The sequence below is a fragment of the Halomonas sp. RT37 genome, from assembly GCF_040070525.1.
Classification (GTDB): domain Bacteria; phylum Pseudomonadota; class Gammaproteobacteria; order Pseudomonadales; family Halomonadaceae; genus Halomonas; species Halomonas litopenaei.
In genome coordinates, this window is record NZ_CP098827.1 from 450,001 (window position 1) to 470,041 (window position 20,041).

The 20,041-nt window shown below is 66.1% G+C and carries 22 protein-coding genes; 16 read left to right on the top strand and 6 right to left on the bottom strand.

Annotated elements, in window-relative coordinates:
- Positions 1–10 precede the first annotated feature (10 nt).
- Positions 11–484 carry a Dps family protein gene (locus NFG58_RS02025; protein WP_108131144.1) on the bottom strand — a complete coding sequence of 158 codons (474 nt, stop codon included), beginning with the start codon at positions 482–484 and terminating at the stop codon, positions 11–13.
- 182 nt (positions 485–666) lie between these two features.
- Positions 667–1,803 carry a glycerate kinase gene (locus NFG58_RS02030; RefSeq protein ID WP_253555142.1) on the bottom strand — a complete coding sequence of 379 codons (1,137 nt, stop codon included), beginning with the start codon at positions 1,801–1,803 and terminating at the stop codon, positions 667–669.
- A gap of 212 nt (positions 1,804–2,015) precedes the next feature.
- Between NFG58_RS02030 and NFG58_RS02035 the strand changes: the two genes are divergently transcribed.
- From NFG58_RS02035 to NFG58_RS02050, 4 genes are read left to right on the top strand one after another with little or no spacing between them, the layout of a single operon-like run.
- Positions 2,016–2,549: a hypothetical protein gene (locus NFG58_RS02035; protein ID WP_108195008.1), complete on the top strand. Its 534-nt coding sequence runs from the start codon at positions 2,016–2,018 to the stop codon at positions 2,547–2,549.
- Between the two features lie 17 nt (positions 2,550–2,566).
- Positions 2,567–2,950: a hypothetical protein gene (locus NFG58_RS02040; protein ID WP_348827496.1), complete on the top strand. Its 384-nt coding sequence runs from the start codon at positions 2,567–2,569 to the stop codon at positions 2,948–2,950.
- 59 nt (positions 2,951–3,009) lie between these two features.
- Positions 3,010–3,654, top strand: coding sequence for a DUF1007 family protein (locus tag NFG58_RS02045; RefSeq protein WP_348827497.1), 645 nt, complete (start codon positions 3,010–3,012; stop codon positions 3,652–3,654).
- On the top strand, positions 3,648–4,682 hold the full coding sequence (locus tag NFG58_RS02050; RefSeq protein WP_348827498.1) for a sodium:proton antiporter: 1,035 nt from the start codon (positions 3,648–3,650) through the stop codon (positions 4,680–4,682). Before NFG58_RS02045 ends, NFG58_RS02050 begins: the two co-directional genes overlap by 7 nt.
- A 108-nt stretch (positions 4,683–4,790) precedes the next feature.
- Here the strand turns inward: NFG58_RS02050 and NFG58_RS02055 are convergent, their stop codons facing one another.
- A complete protein-coding gene (locus tag NFG58_RS02055) occupies positions 4,791–5,216 on the bottom strand; it encodes an HIT domain-containing protein (RefSeq protein WP_045991397.1) in 426 nt (141 codons plus the stop codon).
- 91 nt (positions 5,217–5,307) lie between these two features.
- Here NFG58_RS02055 and NFG58_RS02060 point away from each other — a divergent pair, with 91 nt between their 5' ends.
- The 3 genes from NFG58_RS02060 to NFG58_RS02070 all read left to right on the top strand — a co-directional run bounded on the left by NFG58_RS02060 (position 5,308) and on the right by NFG58_RS02070 (position 7,078).
- On the top strand, positions 5,308–6,054 hold the full coding sequence (locus tag NFG58_RS02060) for a sulfite exporter TauE/SafE family protein (protein WP_045991398.1): 747 nt from the start codon (positions 5,308–5,310) through the stop codon (positions 6,052–6,054).
- 221 nt (positions 6,055–6,275) lie between these two features.
- Entirely contained in the window at positions 6,276–6,407 is a 132-nt protein-coding gene (locus NFG58_RS02065) for an entericidin A/B family lipoprotein (protein WP_045991399.1), read from the top strand.
- A 356-nt stretch (positions 6,408–6,763) separates the two neighbouring features.
- On the top strand, positions 6,764–7,078 hold the full coding sequence (locus tag NFG58_RS02070) for an I78 family peptidase inhibitor (protein ID WP_045991400.1): 315 nt from the start codon (positions 6,764–6,766) through the stop codon (positions 7,076–7,078).
- Between the two features lie 107 nt (positions 7,079–7,185).
- Here NFG58_RS02070 and NFG58_RS02075 read toward each other — a convergent pair whose 3' ends face one another.
- The 3 genes from NFG58_RS02075 to NFG58_RS02085 all read right to left on the bottom strand — a co-directional run bounded on the left by NFG58_RS02075 (position 7,186) and on the right by NFG58_RS02085 (position 10,663).
- Positions 7,186–7,689: an acyl-CoA thioesterase gene (locus tag NFG58_RS02075; protein WP_045991401.1), complete on the bottom strand. Its 504-nt coding sequence runs from the start codon at positions 7,687–7,689 to the stop codon at positions 7,186–7,188.
- A 171-nt stretch (positions 7,690–7,860) separates the two neighbouring features.
- Positions 7,861–9,168 (bottom strand): TIGR00366 family protein, encoded by a 1,308-nt coding sequence (locus tag NFG58_RS02080; RefSeq protein ID WP_045991402.1) that lies wholly within the window; start codon positions 9,166–9,168, stop codon positions 7,861–7,863.
- Positions 9,169–9,319: 151 nt separating this feature from the next.
- Positions 9,320–10,663, bottom strand: a complete 1,344-nt coding sequence (locus tag NFG58_RS02085; protein WP_231498423.1) for an MATE family efflux transporter — start codon at positions 10,661–10,663, stop codon at positions 9,320–9,322.
- 439 nt (positions 10,664–11,102) lie between these two features.
- On the opposite strand from NFG58_RS02085, the gene NFG58_RS02090 reads away from it, so the two are divergent.
- The 9 genes from NFG58_RS02090 (at position 11,103) to NFG58_RS02130 (ending at position 20,039) form a co-directional block, all read left to right on the top strand.
- The gene (locus NFG58_RS02090; RefSeq protein ID WP_253029308.1) at positions 11,103–11,342 is read left to right on the top strand and encodes a Flp family type IVb pilin; all 240 of its coding nucleotides are present in this window, start codon (positions 11,103–11,105) and stop codon (positions 11,340–11,342) included.
- Between the two features lie 122 nt (positions 11,343–11,464).
- Positions 11,465–12,358 carry a Flp pilus assembly protein CpaB gene (gene cpaB, locus NFG58_RS02095; RefSeq protein WP_348827499.1) on the top strand — a complete coding sequence of 298 codons (894 nt, stop codon included), beginning with the start codon at positions 11,465–11,467 and terminating at the stop codon, positions 12,356–12,358.
- 229 nt (positions 12,359–12,587) lie between these two features.
- A complete protein-coding gene (locus tag NFG58_RS02100; protein WP_348827500.1) occupies positions 12,588–13,883 on the top strand; it encodes a type II and III secretion system protein family protein in 1,296 nt (431 codons plus the stop codon).
- A gap of 43 nt (positions 13,884–13,926) precedes the next feature.
- Positions 13,927–15,207 carry a CpaF family protein gene (locus NFG58_RS02105; protein WP_348827501.1) on the top strand — a complete coding sequence of 427 codons (1,281 nt, stop codon included), beginning with the start codon at positions 13,927–13,929 and terminating at the stop codon, positions 15,205–15,207.
- Positions 15,204–16,082, top strand: coding sequence for a type II secretion system F family protein (locus NFG58_RS02110; RefSeq protein WP_124804983.1), 879 nt, complete (start codon positions 15,204–15,206; stop codon positions 16,080–16,082). The genes NFG58_RS02105 and NFG58_RS02110 overlap by 4 nt, the downstream gene beginning before the upstream one ends.
- Before the next feature lie 44 nt (positions 16,083–16,126).
- Positions 16,127–17,005: a type II secretion system F family protein gene (locus NFG58_RS02115; protein ID WP_222568320.1), complete on the top strand. Its 879-nt coding sequence runs from the start codon at positions 16,127–16,129 to the stop codon at positions 17,003–17,005.
- A gap of 22 nt (positions 17,006–17,027) precedes the next feature.
- A complete protein-coding gene (locus tag NFG58_RS02120) occupies positions 17,028–17,837 on the top strand; it encodes a hypothetical protein (protein WP_348827502.1) in 810 nt (269 codons plus the stop codon).
- Positions 17,834–18,259 (top strand): DUF3613 domain-containing protein, encoded by a 426-nt coding sequence (locus NFG58_RS02125; protein WP_348827503.1) that lies wholly within the window; start codon positions 17,834–17,836, stop codon positions 18,257–18,259. The genes NFG58_RS02120 and NFG58_RS02125 overlap by 4 nt, the downstream gene beginning before the upstream one ends.
- Positions 18,260–18,413: 154 nt before the next feature.
- Entirely contained in the window at positions 18,414–20,039 is a 1,626-nt protein-coding gene (locus NFG58_RS02130; RefSeq protein WP_348827504.1) for a pilus assembly protein TadG-related protein, read from the top strand.
- The last annotated feature ends 2 nt before the right edge of the window (positions 20,040–20,041 follow it).

Sequence of the window (20,041 nt, forward strand, 5' to 3'; positions counted from 1 at the left end):
CGCCAGGGGGTCAGCCCAGGTAGGCGCCCAGCATCCACACGGTCTTTTCCTGCTCTCGGATGTAGTCTCCGACCTGGGAGGCGGTGCCTTCATCGTCGGCGTCGGAGGCAACGGACAGGATCTCGCGTTGCAGTTCGATCAGCCGCTGGTAGCCTTCCAGCACGCCGCGCACGCAGGCTTCGCCGTCATGCACGTCCTTGGCCTCGGTGATGCGCGACAGCGAGATATAGTCGCTGTAGGCGTGAACCGGCTTGTGACCGAGGGTCAGGATGCGCTCGGCGACCTCGTCCACCTTGGCCAGCAGGTCGGTGTAGAATTCCTCGAATTTTTCGTGGAGTTCGAAGAAGTTCGAGCCCTTCACGTTCCAGTGATAGCCACGAACGTTCATGTAGAAGATCTGGTAGTTGGCCAGGAGCTCGTTGAGCTTTTCGGCCAGATCGCTGGCGCTGCCTGAATGCAGGCCGATGGCGTTAGTGTCGCTCATGCAATACCTCCTTGATCGCTGTGTTCCAGTCTATCCCTAAGGGAGGGCGTTGGAGAGTGAATCTCTTCCATCGCCACGATAGCGTCCATTGATGACGCCTGCCTATGACGTAGGGATGACATAGGGATGACGAAGGCCGCTTTCAAGGGCAGCCCTGTCACCTCGGTAGGCCGGGCCTCCCTTCAACGGCCGATGGCCTGGAGCGTGCGAATCAGGTTCTCGCTTCGATCGGCGAGCAGCTCGGCGCAGCGTTCCAGCGCCTCGTCCAGTGCCATCGGGCCGTCGGCCAGGGCGAAGGCGGCGCTGACGCCCTCGTCCAGCGCCGCCTGCCAGCCTGGTGCCATACGACCGGCCAGCACGATCACCGGCACCCCCTTGGCGCGGGCCGCCCGCGAAATGCCGATCGGGGTCTTGCCCGACAGGCTCTGGCCATCGAGCTGGCCCTCGCCGGTGATCACCAGATCCGCTCGTGCCAGGCGTTCGTCCATGCCGGCCTGCTCCATGATCATCTCGATACCTGGGCGAAGCTCGCCGCCAAGGAAGGCAGCGACGGCAAAGCCCATGCCCCCGGCCGCGCCCGTGCCGGGGGCGTCGCGCAGGTCCTCGCCGAGGCACTCGGCAGCCTTGTCGGCCCAGTGCGCCAGGGCGGCGTCCAGGCGCGCTACATCGGCTTCGCTGGCACCCTTCTGGGGACCGAAGACCGCGCTGGCGCCGCGCTCGCCCAGCAGCGGATTGTCCACGTCCACCGCCGCCTCCACCCTGACATCGGCCAGGCGCGAATCGAGCCCCGACAGATCCACCCGTGCCAGTTCCTCGAGCCCAGCCCCGGTGGGGGGAATCGGCTGGTCGTCGGCGTCGAGCAGGCGGGCACCCAGGGCCACCAGCATGCCGGCGCCCCCGTCGTTGGTGGCGCTGCCGCCCAGGGTAATCAACAGGCGTTCGGCGCCAGCGTCCAGGGCGGCCAGGATCAGCTCGCCGACGCCGTGGGTGGTGCTGTCCAGCGCGGTGCGCTCTGACGAGCTCAGCGCCTGCAGGCCGCTGGCCTCGGCCAGCTCGATATAGCCGGTGCGGGACTCTGGGTGCCAACCCCAGGCGGCCTCGGCGGGGCGCCCCAGGGCGTCCTGTACCCTGACGCTGCGTTTTTCGGCCCCGGTGGCGCCGAGCAGGGCGTCGAGGCTGCCCTCGCCACCATCGGCCATGGGGCACTCGTCGATGGTGATGTCCGGGTCGGCGCGGCGGGCCCCCTCGGCAATGGCGCGGGCGGCGTCGCTGGCGGCCAGGGCATCCTTGTAGCTGTCGGGGCAGATCAACAGGTTCATGGTCGGTCCTCTGGTGAAAAGGTGGGCGCACGCCTGAGGGGCGACAGGCCGATCGCCGCTGGGCCCGAGGTTCGGCTGGGCGAGCGTTTGCCCGTGGCTCGGGACAGCGTAGACTCTTGACAGTATTTCACGCCCCTGGCTGGGAGGTCCTGATGCAAATGTACAAAAATTTGCCCGATAGAGGCCGCAACATTTGGGCGAAATGCTCATCAGTGGCGGTGCTGGGCCTGTTGCCCTGGCTAAGCGCCTGTCAGAGCACGCCTCAGCAGATGCCGGTGGCGGAACCCGCTCCCTCGTCCGGGTGTCAATGGCCGGTGGTAGCCGGCTCGGTATCCCTGGCCGATGTGGTCACGGTGCTGGAAGGCCGCGACTTCCTGGTGCGTGATACCGATACCGCACTCGGGGTGGTCAGCGCCGAGAAGACCGAGCGCACCACCTACCATAACGCCGACGCCGTGCGCCCACGCCTGGGCGGCTTCGTGCTGGGTGGCAGCGGTGGCCACGTCGGCGCCGGCGTAGGGGTCGGCTTTGGCTCCTGGGGCTGGGGTACCAACGACGATGCGACCCGGGTCGAGCGGGTCTCGGTGGCGCTGGATGGCCAGGACGTCCGTCTGACGCGGGATATTCGCCTGTTTGACTGGACCGGCCAGCTACGTGAGTCGCGCACCGCCAGTGACGCCGACTTCTGCGCATCGGTGCGTCAGCAACTGGCGTCGGTGGCATCCAGCAGCGGGGGTGTGCAATGACGCGAAGGTGGACATCAGTGGAGGGAAAGGCCCCCGGAAAGAGACTGCTGAGCCTGTCGGTGATGCTGATGGCCGTCGGGCTGTCGGGCTGCGCCGGCTCATCATCGATGGCCGAGCCGCCGCGCCAGATGCTGGTCGCGGTGGCGCCCGGGCCGGCCCTGAACGAAACCCTGGCGATGCTGCTTGAGCAGGGCTATGTCATCACCCAGGCCGACGGCGAACTGGGGCGTATCGACGCCTCCCTGGCACGTCCGCCGGGCTATCGCCTCGAGGCGCGGGTCGAGCCTGCCGGCGCCTCCGGTGCCAGCGTCTCGCTGCAAGGCTACCGTGGCGGGCGGCGCCTGCCGCCTGCGGTGGTGGAACCCCTGTTTGTCGAACTACAAGGAAGACTAGCCCGTTGATCTATCTCTCGCGTGCTGTGGCCGGATTTCAGGCCGCTTTGGACTTGCATCGCCGCGCCGTGGCGGCATTTCTTCTGTCTCTCGCGCTGGGCGCCGGCCTGTGGCTGGCGCCCGCCACACTGGCGATGGCGCATCCCCATAGCTGGGTGGATCTGTCGGTGACGCTCGAGACCGACGACCAGGGCAGGGTCACCGCCCTGCGCCAGGTGTGGCGCCTGGATCCCTTCTACAGCCTGGTGCTGCTCGAGGAGGCTCGCGCCGCCGAGGACGGCCAGGACGCCGCGCTGGATCGGCTGGGGGGCGACATGCTGGTCAATCTTGCGCCCCGGGACTTCTTTACCGAGGCCGAGGTCGACGGCCAGGCGCTGGCCTTCGCAGCGGTCAGCGAAGCCACAGTGATGGCCCGTGACGAGCGCGTGGTGCTGCACTTTCGGCTGCCGCTGGCCGAGCCTCAGGACCTTGCCGGCAGTACCCTGGAATATCGCGTTTTCGATCCCTCCTACTACGTCGAGGTGGTGCACGAAGCCGACGACGAGGGGCCTCTGGCCCAGGCGTTGAGCGTGCCGGATGCCTGTCAGGCGTCGATCATCGTCGCCGACCCCGATCCCGAGAAGGTCATGGCGGCGGCCCAGCTCGATGTCGACGATAGCGCCCCCCAGGGGCTCGGTCGCTTCTTTGCCGAGACGGGGCGGGTGTCATGCTGAGCTGGCAACGACCCTGGCTGCAGCTGGCTCTGGCGCTGGGCGTGGTGGCGGTGCTCATCCTGGCGCTCGAGGCCAGCGGAGCGCTGGACGCCCTCGGACACTGGGTCATCGCCATGCAGGCCGACCTGCACCGCCGCTTGACCCAGGCGGTAACGCTGCTCGACCGGACGCCTTCCTCCGACGCCTGGCTGACCTTGATCGGCCTGAGCCTGTTCTACGGTGTCTTCCATGCCGCCGGGCCAGGCCACGGCAAGGCCGTGATCAGTGCCTACCTGGTCTCCCAGGGCGGAGCCTGGCGGCGGGCCCTGGCGCTGTCGGTGGCGGCCGCCCTGCTGCAGGGTGCGGTGGCCATCGTGCTGATCCTGGCGCTGGTGCAGGGGCTTGGCTGGCTGACCCGGGAGGCCCTGGGCAGCGTGGTCTGGGTTGAGCGACTGAGCTTTGCGCTGGTCGCGCTGCTGGGCCTGTGGCTGAGTGCACGGGCGCTTGGACGACTGCTCAAGATCGCGCGATCCTCCTCGGCGGACCCGGCGCCTTCTCATGATGGCCACCATGGCCCTCATGAACCGCACCGCCACCACCAATACCACGGTCACCACGAACACCACGATTGCTGCTCCGGCCATCATCATGTCTCGCCCCACGGGCCGCGTCGGGAGGCCTGGCTTGCGGTGCTGGCGATCGGCGCAAGACCCTGCTCAGGGGCGGTGCTGCTGATGGGGGTGACCAGCCTGCTCGGCCAGCCCTGGATGGGGGTGGCCGCTGTACTGGCGATGTCGCTGGGTACCGCCTTGACGGTATCGACGCTGGGGCTTGCCAGCGTGTTGGCGCGGGACTGGGTCGCCGCCCGTGCCGCACGGACCTCCGCCGCTCGTGGTCGAGTGATGGCGCGGCTGGGTGCGCTGGTAGCGCTGACCGGGGGGCTGTTGATCGCCGGGCTCGGGATCCTGCTGATGTCTCAGGTCGGCGCCAGCGACCCCAGCCTGCCACTGATGTCCCCCGGAGGGCGACCAGGGGGACTGGGAGCCTGAGCCAGGCCGCTTCGACCTGGCTTTCGCGATAGGACCTGGGCTGTAGTCCGCTATCTGGCGGCCCGGGGCCATGCCCGGGGCACTGCCCCGAGCATCACACCGTCTCGTTCAACCCTTGAAGGACAGCCCGCCTGCCAGCGCCAGGATACGGTCCTTGGTGGCGGCAAGGCTGTCCTTGTCGTAGGGCGTCGCCTGGCCCTGACCCCACACCGGGCCAGGCCAGGCGGGGTCGCCCTGGTGGCGAACGATGACGTGGATGTGCAGTTGCGCGACCATATTGCCGAGGCTGGCGATATTGAGCTTGTCGCCGCTGGCATAGGCCTTCAACGCCTTGCCGATGCGGGTGGCCTCTCGCCATAGCTGCTGCTGGTCCTGTTCGGACAGATCGTACACCTCGCTCACCTCGGCGCGGCGCGGGATCAGCACCAGCCAGGGATAGCGGGCGTCGTCCATCAGCCGCAGCTGACACAGTGGCAGTTCGGTGATGGGGTAGCTGTCCGCGACGAGGCGCGGATCGACGACGAAGTCGCTCATGCAAGGCCTCCAGGATGGTGTCCAGCGCCTAGGGTACATCAGAGCGGGTGGGCAGGGTGACAACGCAGATGATTCGAACAGAGGACGACAGATGACGCCAGTCGAGGGAGTGGCCCTGCTGCTTGCGGGTATCGTGGCAGGTTTTATCAATGTGCTGGCGGCCGGGGGCTCGATGCTGACCCTGCCGCTGTTGATGTTTCTGGGCCTGCCGCCGCAGGTGGCCAACGGTACCAACCGGGTGTCGATCACCCTGCAGAGCGTGTCGGCGGTGGCCAACTTCTTCCGCGCCGGTGCCCGTCATATCCGTCTCAGCCTGCGCCTGTCGGTGCCCGCGGTACTGGGCTCGATGCTGGGGGTGTGGCTGGCGCTCAGGGTCAGCGACGCCCTGTTCGAAACCATCTTGATGGTGGTGATGGTGGCCGCGGCGATCATCATGCTGTTGCCCCAGCCGAAGCTCGACACCCGCCCGCTGACCGTCGAGCGACTGACCCCTGGGGTCTATCTGGCGATGTTTGTCATCGGGCTCTATGGCGGCTTTCTGCAGGTGGGTGTCGGCATCCTGTTCATGATCGTGCTCTATCGCATGCTCAAGATCGATCTTGGCCAGGTCAACGCCTTCAAGGTACTGATCATCCTGGTCTACACCCTGCCGGCGCTGGCCATCTTCCTGTGGCACGACCAGGTGCGCTGGAGCTACGGCCTGGTGCTGGCTGCCGGCAGCATGACCGGGGCCTGGCTGGCGGTGAAGGTCAACATGAGCTCCCGTGGCGCCATGGTGGTCAAGTGGCTGACGGTGGCGGTGATTGGCGTGATCATCCTCAAGCTGGCGCTATCATAAGCGGCCACGCGATGGTCATGTCCCAGGTGGCGCTGTCGTGAGTGGCTTGGCACTGACGTGAAGGGGCTTCGCAGTTGCCGGACGGCGTCTGGCGTTGTGCCGTGTGGCGGATTACCTCGTCCGAGCGTTGGCTGGGAGGCTAGCGATGGGCGGTGATCGTGCTAGATTGTCAGAGGATGATGTATTTCGCTTACCTGCCTGGCTGCAAGGAGATAGGAACCATGAAAAGGATGCTGTCGTTGATTCTGGTATCAGTATTCACCCTGGCGCTGTTGAACGGCTGCAACACCGTTCGTGGGGTGGGCGAGGATATCGAGAAGGGTGGAGAGGCGATCCAGAAAAGCTCCAGCTAGCCAGAAAAGCTCGGTCTAGCCGGAAACCTTCCCGCTAGACCGAGCCAGGAAACACAGGGGCAGCGAGAAGAACCACGGCGGTGAGCCGCCTCGTCGTCGCTGTTCTCCCCATGGGTGCTCTTTGTCGCCGTGCCTCTGCTGACTCGCGCTATCTGTTTCTCCGTCGGAACTTTCCCGCCATTGCTGTCTCCAACAGGTTCCATGTTCGTCGTCCCGACCGCCAGGTCTGTCAGTTGGCAACGAGTTGACCACGGCCTGTCCGTCAGGCGCAGCGCCGTGATAGGTTTTGAGGCGCGCTGCAGCGATACGAGGCTGGCGGGCGCTTGCACAAGGATTTCTGGCACTGGAGGCCATCGATGAAACCACTTCTTCCCCTGCTGCTGGTCGCGGCTCTGGCCGGCTGCTCGTCGTCGTCCGGCGGATCCGGCGAACCGGCACCGCTGCCGCCGGAGCGCGCTCCCATGGCCGAGGCCTGCGACGCCGAGGCGGTGCAGGGCCTGGTCGGCCAGAGCTACGACGCCAGCTTCGATGAACGGCTCAAGGCCGAGAGCGGGGCCAAGACGGTGCGGGTGCTGCGTCCCGGCGGGGTTGCCACCATGGACCTGCGGCTGGATCGCCTCAACGTGCGCCTGGATGATGCCGATGTCATCCGTGAGCTGGCCTGCGGCTGAGCGTCACGCTGCCCGCCCGGCAATCGACAAGGCCGCCCTTCGGGGCGGCCTTGTTGTGTGGACTTGTTGTGTGAAGACCTATCGAGCTGTCGGGGGATGGTACACCTTCAGCGCTCGCCCAGTTCCTGGTTCGTTCGCATCTCTTCCTCTTCGGCCTGCTTGCGCAACTTCTTGCGCAGCGCGGCTTTTTCGTAGCGCAGCTTGCGGATCGGCGTGTCCAGGGTCAGCGGAGGCACCGAGGCCGGGCGGCCGTCGGGGTCCACCGCCACCATGGTCAGGTAGCAGCTGTTGGTGTGGCGAATGACCTTCTGGCGGATGTCCTCCGCCACCACCTTGATGCCGATCTCCATGGAAGAGCGGCCCACATGGTTGACGCTGGCCAGAAAGGTCACCAGCTCGCCCACGTGGATCGGTTGCTTGAAGCGCACCTGGTCCACCGACAGGGTCACCACATAATGGCCCGAGTAGCGACTGGCGCAGGCGTAGGCGACCTCGTCGAGCTTCTTGAGGATGGCGCCACCGTGTACCTTGCCACTGAAATTGGCCATGTCGGGGGTCATCAGTACGGTCATGCTCAATTCGTGCTGACCCGGTAGGCTCTGCTCTGCCATCGAAGTTTCCTCGGAATACGGTGCGCGGGGGGGGGCTGTTGGCGTCTGTCTGGCGCTCCACCACAGCATAACGCCTTGCCCCCCGGCAAGGGGACAAGGCGCTCGTTGAAAGTCAGTTGTCGCCTCGGCTGTACAGGCCGCCAGGCGCCCGGCTGACGCTCCGGGAGGCCTCTACAGCCAGGTCAGGCAGACCGAGATGATGATACCGGTGACGAACAACTGGATCAGGCAGAAGCCCATGATGTCCTTGGCCTTTAGCCCGGCGATGCCGAGTACCGGCAGCGCCCAGAAGGGCTGCAGCAGGTTGGTCCAGGCGTCACCCCAGGCCACGGCCATGGCCGCACGGGGAATATCTACGCCAAGCGCCTGGGCGGCAGGAATGACCACCGGGGCCTGAACCGCCCACTGGCCGCCGCCGGAGGGCACGAACATGTTGACGATGCCGGCGCTGAGGAAGGTCCAGAACGGCAGGCTGGTCTCGGTGGCAAAGGAGATCATCGCCTCGGACATGGTCTCGGCCAGTCCCGACTGGATCATGATGGCCATGATGCCGGCGTAGAAGGGGAACTGGATGACGATGCCAGCGCCACCCTTGATGCCCTCGTGCAGGCTGTTGAGCAGGCTCTGGGGGGTGCGGTGGAGGATGATGGCCAAGAACAGGAACATGAAGTTGACCACGTTCAGGTTCAGACCGCCGCCGCCGACGAAGTAGCTGATCAGATAGATCAGACCCGGTACGCCTACCAGCAGCGCCAGAGTCATGCTGTTCTCGAGGCGCTCGGCCGGGCGGGTGATGCGTACCCGACGGTCCTCGTCATCTCCCAGCAGCGCCGGATCGACGTAGACGCTTTCCTTTTCGCCGGGCAGCATCAGCCGGTTGACCAGCGGCACCGCGATGAAAAGAGCTAGCACGATCAACAGGTTGAAGTAGGAGAAGATCGTCTCGCTGGTGCCGATCACGCCGATCTGCTCCACCGAGAAGTGGCCATCGGTGGCGATGGTCAGCGGCACCGAGCCGGCAAGACCACCGTGCCAGACCACGAAGCCGGAGTAGGCGCTGGCCACCAGCAGGCGATAGTCCACCCGAATGACCCGGGCCAGCTCCTTGGCGAACAGGGCGCCGACCACCAGGCCGAAGCCCCAGTTGATCCAGCTGGCCGCCAGCGACACCAGGGTCACCAGCAGGATGGCAGCGCCGGCATTGTTGGCAAGGCCTGCCAGGCTCTGCAGCAGTCGCTTGACCGGCGGTGAGCTTGCCAGCATGAAGCCGGTGACCAGCACCAGCAGCATCTGCATGGAGAAGCTCAGCAGGTTCCAGAAGCCGTCACCCCAATAGGTGAGCACGGCCATGGGCGACTGGCGTTCGATGGCGATGGCTGCTGCGGCGGCGATGATCGTCAGCAACAGGACGAAGATGTAGGGATCTGGCAGATAGCGTTCCACCAGTTTCACGGCGGGTCGTGACAATGCTCTCAGCATGGCGTGTATCGCTTCTTCTGGTTGTGAAAGAGGGCCTTCCCGGGCCACTGGGAGTCAACGGTGCCGCAGCAGGCGCCCGTGAGTCAAAACCACCTGTAAGGCAGATAACGTCTCGGCACATTCACCATCGGTGATCTTCGGCCGGCGCTCCTCAGGCGGTGTCACGCCAGCGCGTGCTGCGATAGCGAAGATAGTAGGTCACAAGTACCGCCGAGCGCACTGCGGTAAAGGTCGTAAAGGCCAGCCACAGGCCGTGGTTGCCGAGACCCTGGGTCAGCCACCACAGCGGTAGATAGACCGCCAGACCGATGAAGATGGAGTTGCGCATTTCGGCAATCGCGGTGGCGCCGATGAAGACCCCATCGAGCAGGTAGCTCCACACCGCGATCAGCGGCATGGCGACCATCCAGGGCAGAAACTGGGCCGCCGTGGCGCGTACCTCCGGCAGGCCGGTAAGCAGCGCGATCAGGGCATTGCCGCCCAGCGCGAAGGCGAGGCTTGCCAGGGCCGCGGTGGCCAGCGAGCACAGCGCCGCCGCGCGCACCGAGAGAGCGAAGTCATCGAAACGACGGCGACCGATGGCGTGACCGGTAAGGGCCTCGGCGGCGTTGGCGAAGCCGTCCAGGCCGTAGGAGGTCAGCATGATGAACTGCAGCAGCACCGCGTTGGCGGCCAGCACGGTGTCGCCCTGGGACGCCCCCTGGGCGGTAAAGAAGGCCTGGGCGAACAGCAGGCCAAGGGTGCGCACGAACAGGTTGGCGTTGACCGAGAACAGCTCCCGGTAGGCGCCAATGGTCAACAGTCGCGCCCGCTCGAAATGTCCGCCCAGTCGGCCCAGGCGTCGACGGCACAGCCACAGCCCCAGGGCGGCGGTGGTGTAGTCGGCGATTACCGTGGCCCAGGCCACGCCGTCGCTGGTCATGTCGAGGCCCACCACGAACAGCACATCGAGCACGATATTGACGCCGTTGTTGGTCAGCAGCAGCAACAGCGTCACCCGACTGTTCTGCTGGCCGAGGAACCAGCCGAGGATGGCGTAATTGGCCAGCACCGCTGGCGCCGACAGCAGACGAATGGCGGCGTAGCTCTCGGCGAGCCCGGTAGCCTCGGGGCTTCCATCCAGTAGCCACAGCCCCAGCGCGATCAGCGGGTCACCCAGCAGGATCAGCGCAAGTCCGATCCCTCCTGCCAACAGCAACGACTGCCCCAGCAGATGGCGCACCTGATCGTCGCGCTCGCGTCCCAGCGCCTGGGAGGTCAGGCCGGTGGTCCCCATGCGCAGAAAGCCAAACCCCCAGTAGAGGAAGCCGAACAGGGTCGCGCCCAGGGTCACTCCGGCCAGGTAGCGTGAGTCGGGCAGGTGGCCGACCACGGCGGTGTCGACGAGGCCCAGCAGCGGCACCGTGATATTGGACAGGATGATCGGCCAGGCCAGGCCGGCGATGCGCGGCAGGCGTTCGAGGGTGGACGAGAAGGTGCTGGTGGAGGTCGACACGATGAAAGGCCTGTTCGGCTGAAGGCAAGGGCGCAACGGGACGGCGGCGAGGTGGGCAAGTGTCCGGTGATGGGGGAAGTGGGTCAAGGCCATGACCCCAAGGCGACGGCCTCAAGGTAATGCCGTCGCCAGGCATGGCGGTCGCGTTGCGGGAAGTGGTTGCTCAGGGCAGGGCCATGTCTGGAGTTGAAATGTCCGATATATCATTCAAGTGTCATCTCGTGTGATGAAACAATCTGTATCTCCTGTTAATCAATAGATACGTTTGGTTTCATTCTAGAGGATGACAAAAATAGTCAGGATGACTACTAATAAAGAGAGGTCGATATTAATAAAAAAGGATTAATAAAAGGCAGGAGGTATAAGAAGAAAACAGGAATCACTCGCGAAAAGCTGACGATATACAAAGAAAAAAACGATTTTACGCAGGAGTGTCAAAATGAAAGTATTCCAGCGCTTTTCCCGGGGCGAGGCGGCCCCTGTGCGCAATATTTCCACCCTGAATCACCCCCGCTACCGTGGACAGCGCGGTGCTACCGCTATCGAGTATGGCGTTATCGTGGCTCTTATAGCCGCCGCGCTTTTTCTGGTTTTCGGTGGCGGTGAAGCCGGGACACTGACAACACTTCTGGACGGCCTTCTGGATGACGTCAAAAGCGCACTTACTACTGAGGGTTGAGATGGTTTTTTAAATAATGACCTTCTTTTCGATTGGCTTCGGGTAAGTGCGTAAGTGGTGGAGACTAGCTGATGGCAAGTTCCGGCGAAAAAGAAAGCCTTAGTCCACGTGTCTTGAGAGCAATGGCAGCAATCCTGGTGATTGTTGCCCTAGGGCTGGCAATTGTTGGCTGGAACCTAGGTTCCAAAGGGGAACCGTCTAAAGGCGCTAACGTCGCGCCAGAGACCATTTCCCCCGAACCTCTGGGCCATCCGGTTCTGGTAGCGGCCAGAGACCTGGCAGCGGGGGAGCGTCCTGCCGATCTCGAAGACGCGTTGCGCCTGGCCTACTTCCCCGAGCCGCCTGCAAGCACCTTCTCTGCTCTCGATCAGTTGCCCGACACGCGCCTGGCACGTCCTCTGGCGGAAGGCGACGTGCTGCGTGAAAGCGGCTTTGTCGGTGGCAGCGCTCTGGCCGAGGTGGTGCCTCCGGGCTTTCGCGCGGTGGGGGTCGGCATCGATGCGGTGATCGGTGGCGGTGGTTTCCTCGCCCCGGGGGATCGCGTCGACGTGCTCTATTTTGCCGAGGCTCAGGGGGAAGGTGGCGAGCGACACCGCCTGGCGCGACGACTGTTTGCCGACGTGTCGGTGCTGGGGGTCGGCGAGCGACTGGTGGGCGTCGACGGTGACGACGAGAAGGGTGGAGAGCGCACCGCGGTGCTGGCGATGCCCGAGACCGAGACCGCCCGGTTGCTGCTGGCCGAGACCACCGGGCGGCTGCGCCTGGCGGTGGTGGGCAGCGAGGAGGCCGCCGGCTTTGGCGAGGGGATCGATGATCTGCGCATGATGGCAGGCGGCGCCAGCTTCCTGCCGGTATCCCTGGGCCAGAGCCTCAGTGAGCCGGGCCAGACCGTCAGCTTCGAGGAGTTGACCGGTGTCGAGCGACCGGCAGCGAAAAGGGCTCCCGCGCCGCCACAGACCGGCTATCGGGTGGTGCAGCACGTCGGCGCCAGTCGCAGCGTGGTCACCCTGCCGTGACGGCGGTGGAGGAAGCAGGCAGACAACCATAACGAGAGGCCGGTAGTCGCCGAGGGAAAGGCGAGATACCGCGCCCGCGCAGGGAACAGGAAGGACCATGACGCGAGACAATGAGATCGTCCCACGCAGATCGGGGCGCGGGGGGACGTGCGCCGGAACGCCGGTTAGCCGTCTGGGGAACGCGGCCCCCTCGGCACCGTGCCTGATGTTCGGCCTTGGGCGTAGCCTGGTGCTTGGCCTTGTAGTCGGTCTGGCACTTATGCTGGCCGGTGTCACGACAAGCAATGGCCAGGCGCTGGCGCAACAGCCGCCGCTGACCCTGGCGGTCGGCGATCAGGAGTGGCTGGGCCAGCCCGGCCGTATCACCCGCACGGCGGTGGGGCGGGGCGACGTGGTCGAGGCCCAGGTTCTGGACCCGCGTTCGCTGCTGGTCACCGCGGTGGGGCCGGGCAGCACCACCCTCAAGGTGTGGACGGCGGGGGCCAGTCAGCCCCGCGAGACGCTCATTCAGGTACGTCCCGCCGGCGGCGAGGGGCTCGAAGGCGAGTATTCGCTGGCCCCCCATTCTTCCAGCGCCGAGATCCGTGGCGTTACGAGGTCGCTGGAACGCCACGATCAGGCGGTGTCACGCTTCGCTACCCCTCCCATCGATGCCAGCCAGCAGCTAGGCCCTGTTCAGGTGCAGACGGATATCCGCGTCGTCGAGGTCAACCGCAGTCGCATGGCCTCGGCTGGCTTCTTCATCGGTCGCAACCAGGCCGGCTCCACCCGCTTCGCGCTGGGGCGCAGCGACGAGACCCTCGACTTCCTTTCTGGCGGTGCGGTGGCACCCAACGCCGGAGACGGTGGCTTCTCGATCATCCAGGTCAACACCAGCGGGGTGCTGTCGGCGATCAGTGCGCTGAGCGCCAACGGCTTCGCCTACACCCTGGCCGAACCCAGCCTGGTCAGCCTGTCGGGCCAGACCGCCAGCTTCCTGGCCGGTGGCGAGTTTCCCTTCCCGGTGCAAAGCGGCGATGACGAGATCAGCGTCGACTTCAAGGAGTTCGGTATTCGCCTGCAGCTTACGCCGACGGTGCTCGATGAGCGTCGGATCATGCTCAAGGTGGCGCCCGAGGTGTCCGAACTCGACTTCTCCCGGGGCGTGCAGACCGCAGGAGTGGCGGTGCCGGCACTCAACGTGCGCAGGACCGACACCACCGTGCAGCTCGGCAACGGCGAGAGCTTCATCATCAGTGGCCTGGTCAGTCGCAACATCATCCAGAGCGTGGACAAGATTCCGGGGCTTGGCGATATCCCGGTGATCGGCAGCTTCTTTCGCTCCACCCGACTGGATCGCGACGAGAAGGAGCTGGTGATGATCGTGACCCCCCACCTGGTGCGGCCACTGGCTGCCGGCGTCGATCTGGGGCCGATGCCTGGGGAGGCTTTCGAGGACTATGACCCCAATTTTCTCGAGCTGATGTTCGATCCCCGTGATGCCCAGGAGATCCAGCGTGTCTCCGAGGTCGGCTTCAGTCCCTGAAAGTTGGCGTTCGACGGCTGGTGTTCGGCGATCAGGAGGATGCATGCACTTTCGTCAAAAGCGAGTCCAGGAAACTGAGCCCCAGTCCGCCCCGGTGGTGGGGCCTGGGCTGGTCAGCGAGTTGCACCAGCTGGTCATCGAGCGCCTCGAGGATGATTCACGGGGACTGCTGGATGATCCGCTGCAGCTACGCCAGCGGGTGCGGGAGCTGATCGAGGAGACCCTCAGACTCAGGGGCTACGCCCGTTCCGACGAGTGTCTCGAGCGGCTGGTCGAAGGTGTCTGCCGCGAGCTCAACGGCTTTGGGCCGCTGGAACCGCTGCTCGCCGATGACGGTATCTCGGACATCCTGATCAACGGCCATTCCCAGGTGTTTATCGAGCGCGGTGGTCGGCTCGAACCCTGCGCGGTCAACTTCCTCGACGACGACCATGTGCTGAGGGTGGTGCGACGCATGCTGGCCCCCCTGGGTAAACGGCTGGACGAGTCGAGCCCCATGGTCGACGCGCGACTGGCCGACGGCTCCCGGGTCAACGCCATCATCGCGCCGCTGTCGCTCAATGGCCCCAGCGTGTCGATTCGCAAGTTTCGCCGCGAGGCGCTGGGTGCCGATGACCTGGTGGCCATGGGCAGTGTGCCGCCCAACCTCATGACCTTTCTGAGCCGGGCGGTGGAAGAGCGCTGCAATGTGCTGATCAGCGGCGGCACCGGTGCCGGCAAGACCACCCTGCTCAACGTCTTGAGTGGGGCGATACCGGCCAGCCAGCGGGTGGTGACCATCGAGGACAGCGCCGAGCTGCAGCTCGCCAGCCATCACGTGGTACGCCTCGAGACCCGGGCGCCAAACATCGAAGGCGAGGGCGAAGTCGGCGCCAGCGCCCTGGTCAAGAACGCCCTGCGCATGCGTCCTGACCGGGTGCTGCTGGGGGAGAGCCGGGGCGACGAGGTGCTCGACATGCTGCAGGCCATGAATACCGGCCACCAGGGCTCCATGAGCACGGTGCACGCCAACTCCGCCGGCGACGCCGTGGTGCGCCTGGAAATGATGGTACGGATGTCACGCTTTCAGGGCACCGACGCCCTGGTACGCCAGATCATCACCACCGCCCTCGATCTGATCGTCCATGTGGAGCGGGGCAGCGACGGCAAGCGTCGGGTGGCCGAGGTACTGCGAGTCGGTGGTCTCCAGCGCGGCGAAGTCCAGCTGGAGCCCTTGTACCGAGCCGTCGGTGGCGCGGAGCCCTCGCTGCAGCCACCGGGCGACGATGACTCACCGATCGGCTGGCGCCGGCTGCTGAGCTCCCTGCAGGAGCCTTCGCCATGACGGTCTGGGGGATGTTCTCGCTGGTAGCCCTGTGCCTGGGGGGCGCCGCCTGGCTGCTGCTGAAGAGCGCCAGTGCGCTTACAGAACGCGCCGCAGGTGGTACACGCACCGCCCGGCGGCGGCTGATGTCCCAGGATTCGTTGATGGAGTGGCTGGTGGAGCGACTCACCGCAGCGGGGCTGCCGGCCTCGCCGGCCGTCGTGGCGCTGTCGGGAGGCTGCCTGCTGGTGCTGGCGATGCTACTGCTGTCGCGGCTGGGGGCGGTGTGGGGCCCCGCCATGGTGCTGGTCATGGTGCTGGCAGCCAACGCCCTGATTCGCTTCAGAGCGGCGAGGCTGCGACGCCGGGCGAGGCGCCAGCTTGGGCCCTTTCTTGGGCATATCACGCGAGGGCTCAGCGCCGGTCAGGGCCTGGAAACCGCCTTCGAACAGGCCATCAAGCGCTCTCGACCGCCGTTGTCGGATGCCCTTTCCCGGGTAAAGCTGCGTCGCCAGCTGGGCCAGGAGCTGGACGAGGGCCTGGCCCGGGAGGGCCAGATACTCAGGCTCGACGAACTGCGGCTGCTGGCCACCGCGATACGCATCAATCAGCGTCACGGCGGCAGCCTTTCCGAGATGCTCGACGCCTTCGCCTCGGCCCTGCATCAACGCGAGCAAAGCGGCCGAGAACTCGCCGCCATGACCGGCGAGACCCGCGTCAGCGCCTGGGTGCTGGGACTGTCGCCGCTGGCGTTGACGCTGTTTATCCACTTCACCCAGCCGGAATTTCTGGCACCGATGCTCGAAAGCGCCGGCGGACGCCAGGCGTTGATGCTGGCGGTGGCGCTGCAGCTCGGCGGCGGCTGGCTGCTGTGGCGAATGCTCAAGTCGGTGTAAACCCGGGCGCGTCGCGACATGACGATAACGAACAGGAGGCGCGGATGTGGAACCTATGGTGGAGCGGGGCGGTGATGGCGTTGGCGCTGGCGGCGTCACTGCTGTTGATCAGCGCCCGCCGGCCGCTGGGCGCCGAGGGCGAGCGACGCCACGACGAATCCCGGCTGCTGCGCGAGGGGCGCGGCCTGTGGCGTAGTCGGTCCCGTCAGCAGGGCATGGCGGCGCGACTGTCGCTGCGTCTGCGCCAGTGTGGGCATGTCGGTGCCAAGGCGCAGCTTGCGGTGTTGCTGGCCTGGGGCGTGCTCGCTGTCGGTGCGGTGATGCTGGGGGGGCTTCTGGCGCTGGCCGGTGGTAGGCCACCGTTGGCGGTGGTCGCCATGGGAGCCGCCTGGGGAGGCTTCGCGCTCGGGCTCGGCTGGCTCGCCATGGAGCGCAAGCGGCGGCGGCGCATTCGGCGACTCGACGAGGATATCGAGCTGGTGCTGCAGGTGACGCGGATGCTGTGGGACACCGGCATGACCCTGGAGAGCCTGCTCAACCGGCTGATCCAGCAGCTTGGTGCGACCACCCCGGACATGGTGCTGGAGCTACGTGTCGTGGCCAATCGTATCGACAGCGGCCAGGACCGGGAACGGGTGCTGGAAGAGGCGGCCGCGGTGCAGGCCAGCGAAGGGGTCGAGCAGTTCTTTCTGCTGTTCGCCCAGATCGCCCGTACCGGCGGGCGAGCCAGGGACAGTCTGGCGACCCTGGTCGATCGCCTCGGGGCGCAGCGGCGTACCCGGCTGCAACAGAAGGTCAGCCAGCTCTCCGGCACCATGTCGCTGGTCATGATGCTGTGCCTGTTTCCCGCCCTGCTGATCGTCATGGCAGGGCCTGCGCTGGTCAACCTGAGCGGCCTGATGGGGTCGCTCGGTGGACCATGACAACGGATCGCTGGAGGCGCCCATGCGCATGACAACAACGCTGAACAAGCGCTCGCCATCACCGAAGATGCGTGCCCTGTGGCTGGTCACCGGTGTGGTGCTGATGACCGGATGCTCGAGTACACCGGATGGCCCGACGTCGATGGCGGCGCTGGGCGCGCTGTCACCGGACATCTCGCGGGCCGCCCCGGAGCAGAGCGTCGGCCCCTGTGGCCGACGCTACGACGCCGAGATCGGCGTCGAGCTGTCGCTGATCCAGCGCATGCTGGACGACGACAAGCCGCGCTCGGCCGCGGCCCATCTAGAGGCCGGCGACTATGGTCTACCGCTGGCCTGGCGGCTTGAGGGCGAGGCGCTACGCGCCGTCGGCGACACTGTCGCCAGCGACCGGGCCTACGAGGCCCTGCTGGGCACCTGCCTGGCCGCGGACGGCTATCGCGGGTTGGCCCGCAATGCCTTCAGTGAGGGACGGCGTGAGCAGGCGCTGGCGCTGATGCGCGAAGCCCGCCAGACACGGCCGATTGATCCACGCATTCGCAACGACCTGGGCTATCTGCTGATGCTGGCGGGGGACAATCGGGCCGCTGCCGAGGAGTTCCGCACCGCGCTCGAGCTGGACCCGGGGCACGAGCAGGCCGCCGCCAATCTGGTGCTGGCGCTGAGCCGCAGCGGACAGCGGCAGCGTGCCGCCGACGCCGCCCGGCACTTCGGCGTGGATGCACGGCTGGTGGGCGTGCGCGATAGCGCTGCAGCCACAGAGCTCTCTGCATCGGGCTCGGCATCGCGGTCGGTATCACGTCCGGGGGCGCAGGCCGAGAGTGAAGAGTCATGAAGCCTCGTCGATCCATCCATCCGTGCAAGGAGCGCCTGTCCATGCTGTCGAACCTGTTGTCGAAAAAGACCTTGCTCGAGCCGCGAACGCTGGTCACCGTCGCCCTTATCTGCCTGCTGGTCAGTCTGGCGCTGGTGTTCTGGCCCGACAGTGCCAGCGCGCAGCAGACGCAGACAGGAACCGCGCAGACCAGCTCCCAGGCCGTTGCCTCGTCGCAGGTCGTGCGCCTGCCGGCCACCCGGGATCCCTTCGGCGAGCGTACCCGCACGCTACTGGCCGTCCAGCGCGACGGGCGCCTGGCGTCACCCTCGCCCCAGGCGCTTTCGGGCAAGGTGCAAGGTCAGATCTACCAGCGCTATGTGGACAGCTTCGGCCACCCGATTCCTGAGCGCTATATCGAGACGGGCTTTGGCGAGGACTAGACGTGTCATGGCGCCATCGCCGCGGGTTGAGCCCTGGCCGAATCACGTAACCGGAAAGGCCAGAACCGGCTGGCCGGTGGGCGATCGTGCTCAGGCGATTGGGCGAGCGAAGGAGCGCAGGTGTGGCCCAGCCTCCCAGCGTGGTGCCATCGGCGTGATGACCGCCTTCTTGCTGGTGGGACTGGTGGTGGTGGTGACGCTGGCACTGGACGCCGGTCGCCTGTACCTCGAGCAGCGCCGACTTCAGCAGGCTGCCGACCTGGCGGCGGTCTCGACAGCAGCAGGCTGCGACGCGCTGTTTCAGGGCGAGGCGTGCCGCTCGGGAGAGCTGCGCCAGGCCGCCATCGCCGCCGCCGCGGCCAACGGAGTCGTCGTGGGCGCCGATAGCGAACAGGGCGAGGCCACTCTGGCGGTGACCCTGGGGGCGCTGGACGATGAAGGTGCTTTTGATGACGAGGCGGGACTGGCCAACGCCGTCAGGGTGGTCCTGAACCGCCAGGTGCCCAGCAGCCTGCTGGCCAACCTGGGAGAGCTGCTCGGGAACGAGGTGGAAGATCTGGTCATGCTCCAGGCCAGCGGTGTGGCGCGGCGAACCGCGGTGGTGACCCTGAGCGCCGGCACCCGCCTGCTTGCGCTCGATACCAGCGAGTCGACGCTGCTCGATGCGCTGCTCGGAAAGCTGATCGGGGGGAGTCTCGATCTCACCGTGCTGGGTGCAGATGACGGCGTGGGCCTGGACGTCAGCCTGGGCGAGGTGCTGGACGTGGACGCGCTGGACGTCGACCTCGATGAGGGCCTTGCTCAGAACTTGGCCCAGACCTTGAACGAGCCCCTGGATCTGCACACGCTGGGCAGTCGACTGGCATCGGTGTTGGATCTGGCGGGTGGCAACCCGGTGCTTGGCGACGCGCCGGGCGAGAGCTTCACCCTGGGCGAGCTGCTGGCGATCGATACCAGCGGCGAAGTGTCGATGACATCCTTGCTCGAGGCACGCGTTCCGGTACGGGATCTGCTCGAAGGGGCGTTGCTGCTGACGACCAGCAAGCAGCAGGATGGCGTCAGCCTCGGCTTGGCCGATCTCTCTCCGCTTGTTGTCGGCCTGGGGCTAGGCCTTGCCGATATCTCGCTTGAACTCGACGTCATCTCGCCGCCGAGCATCGCCGTGGGCCCTCCGGGGCCCTCAGCGGCAAGCCTCGCGAGCGATTGTGCACCTTCCAGTTGCTATCGCAGCGTGGCACGCAATGCCCAGCTCGGGGTGGCGCTGGATGTCGAGCTGAATGTTCTTGGGCTGATCGGTGTGAAGGCGAGCACGCGAGTGACCGGGGCCAGTGGCAAGGCGGCGATCGGTTCACTGGCCCCAGCGGACGATAGCCTCGCGCTGACGCTCGCCGCCAGGCGCGAACTGCTCGAGGTCACCCAGTCGGTGGAGGGTACTGGATTGCTCGGCATCGGCTCGGTTTCGCAGACCGTGCGCTCCGGCGGGACTGGTGATGCCACGCAGCTCATCCGCTGGCCAGCGCAGAAGGGAGCGGAGTTCGATGACCAGGGGGGGGCTCAACTGACCGGTGTGCTCAGCGGCCTGCTATCAGACCTGGGGCTCTCGGCGCTGTTGTCCGGGACCCTCACGGACGTCAATACGATACTGCTCGAGCCGCTGCTCGAGGGGTTGGGCATCGGTATCAACACCCTGGAGGTGCGGGTGCTGGCGGTGGACGCCGGAGGCGTCGAGTCGTTGACTGCCTGCGAGGCAACCCAGGCCGGCTGTCGAGGAGGAACCTAGAC

Coding starts and splice junctions, on each gene's coding strand:
- NFG58_RS02125 (WP_348827503.1), top strand. CDS start 17,834: ATGAAGCCTCGTCGATCCATCCATCCGTGCAAGGAGCGCCTGTCCATG.
- NFG58_RS02110 (WP_124804983.1), top strand. CDS start 15,204: ATGACGGTCTGGGGGATGTTCTCGCTGGTAGCCCTGTGCCTGGGGGGC.
- NFG58_RS02115 (WP_222568320.1), top strand. CDS start 16,127: ATGTGGAACCTATGGTGGAGCGGGGCGGTGATGGCGTTGGCGCTGGCG.
- NFG58_RS02075 (WP_045991401.1), bottom strand. CDS start 7,689: ATGGCAGAGCAGAGCCTACCGGGTCAGCACGAATTGAGCATGACCGTA.
- NFG58_RS02120 (WP_348827502.1), top strand. CDS start 17,028: ATGCGCATGACAACAACGCTGAACAAGCGCTCGCCATCACCGAAGATG.
- NFG58_RS02065 (WP_045991399.1), top strand. CDS start 6,276: ATGAAAAGGATGCTGTCGTTGATTCTGGTATCAGTATTCACCCTGGCG.
- NFG58_RS02060 (WP_045991398.1), top strand. CDS start 5,308: ATGACGCCAGTCGAGGGAGTGGCCCTGCTGCTTGCGGGTATCGTGGCA.
- NFG58_RS02050 (WP_348827498.1), top strand. CDS start 3,648: ATGCTGAGCTGGCAACGACCCTGGCTGCAGCTGGCTCTGGCGCTGGGC.
- NFG58_RS02090 (WP_253029308.1), top strand. CDS start 11,103: ATGAAAGTATTCCAGCGCTTTTCCCGGGGCGAGGCGGCCCCTGTGCGC.
- NFG58_RS02025 (WP_108131144.1), bottom strand. CDS start 484: ATGAGCGACACTAACGCCATCGGCCTGCATTCAGGCAGCGCCAGCGAT.
- NFG58_RS02030 (WP_253555142.1), bottom strand. CDS start 1,803: ATGAACCTGTTGATCTGCCCCGACAGCTACAAGGATGCCCTGGCCGCC.
- NFG58_RS02070 (WP_045991400.1), top strand. CDS start 6,764: ATGAAACCACTTCTTCCCCTGCTGCTGGTCGCGGCTCTGGCCGGCTGC.
- NFG58_RS02105 (WP_348827501.1), top strand. CDS start 13,927: ATGCACTTTCGTCAAAAGCGAGTCCAGGAAACTGAGCCCCAGTCCGCC.
- cpaB (WP_348827499.1), top strand. CDS start 11,465: ATGGCAGCAATCCTGGTGATTGTTGCCCTAGGGCTGGCAATTGTTGGC.
- NFG58_RS02055 (WP_045991397.1), bottom strand. CDS start 5,216: ATGAGCGACTTCGTCGTCGATCCGCGCCTCGTCGCGGACAGCTACCCC.
- NFG58_RS02080 (WP_045991402.1), bottom strand. CDS start 9,168: ATGCTGAGAGCATTGTCACGACCCGCCGTGAAACTGGTGGAACGCTAT.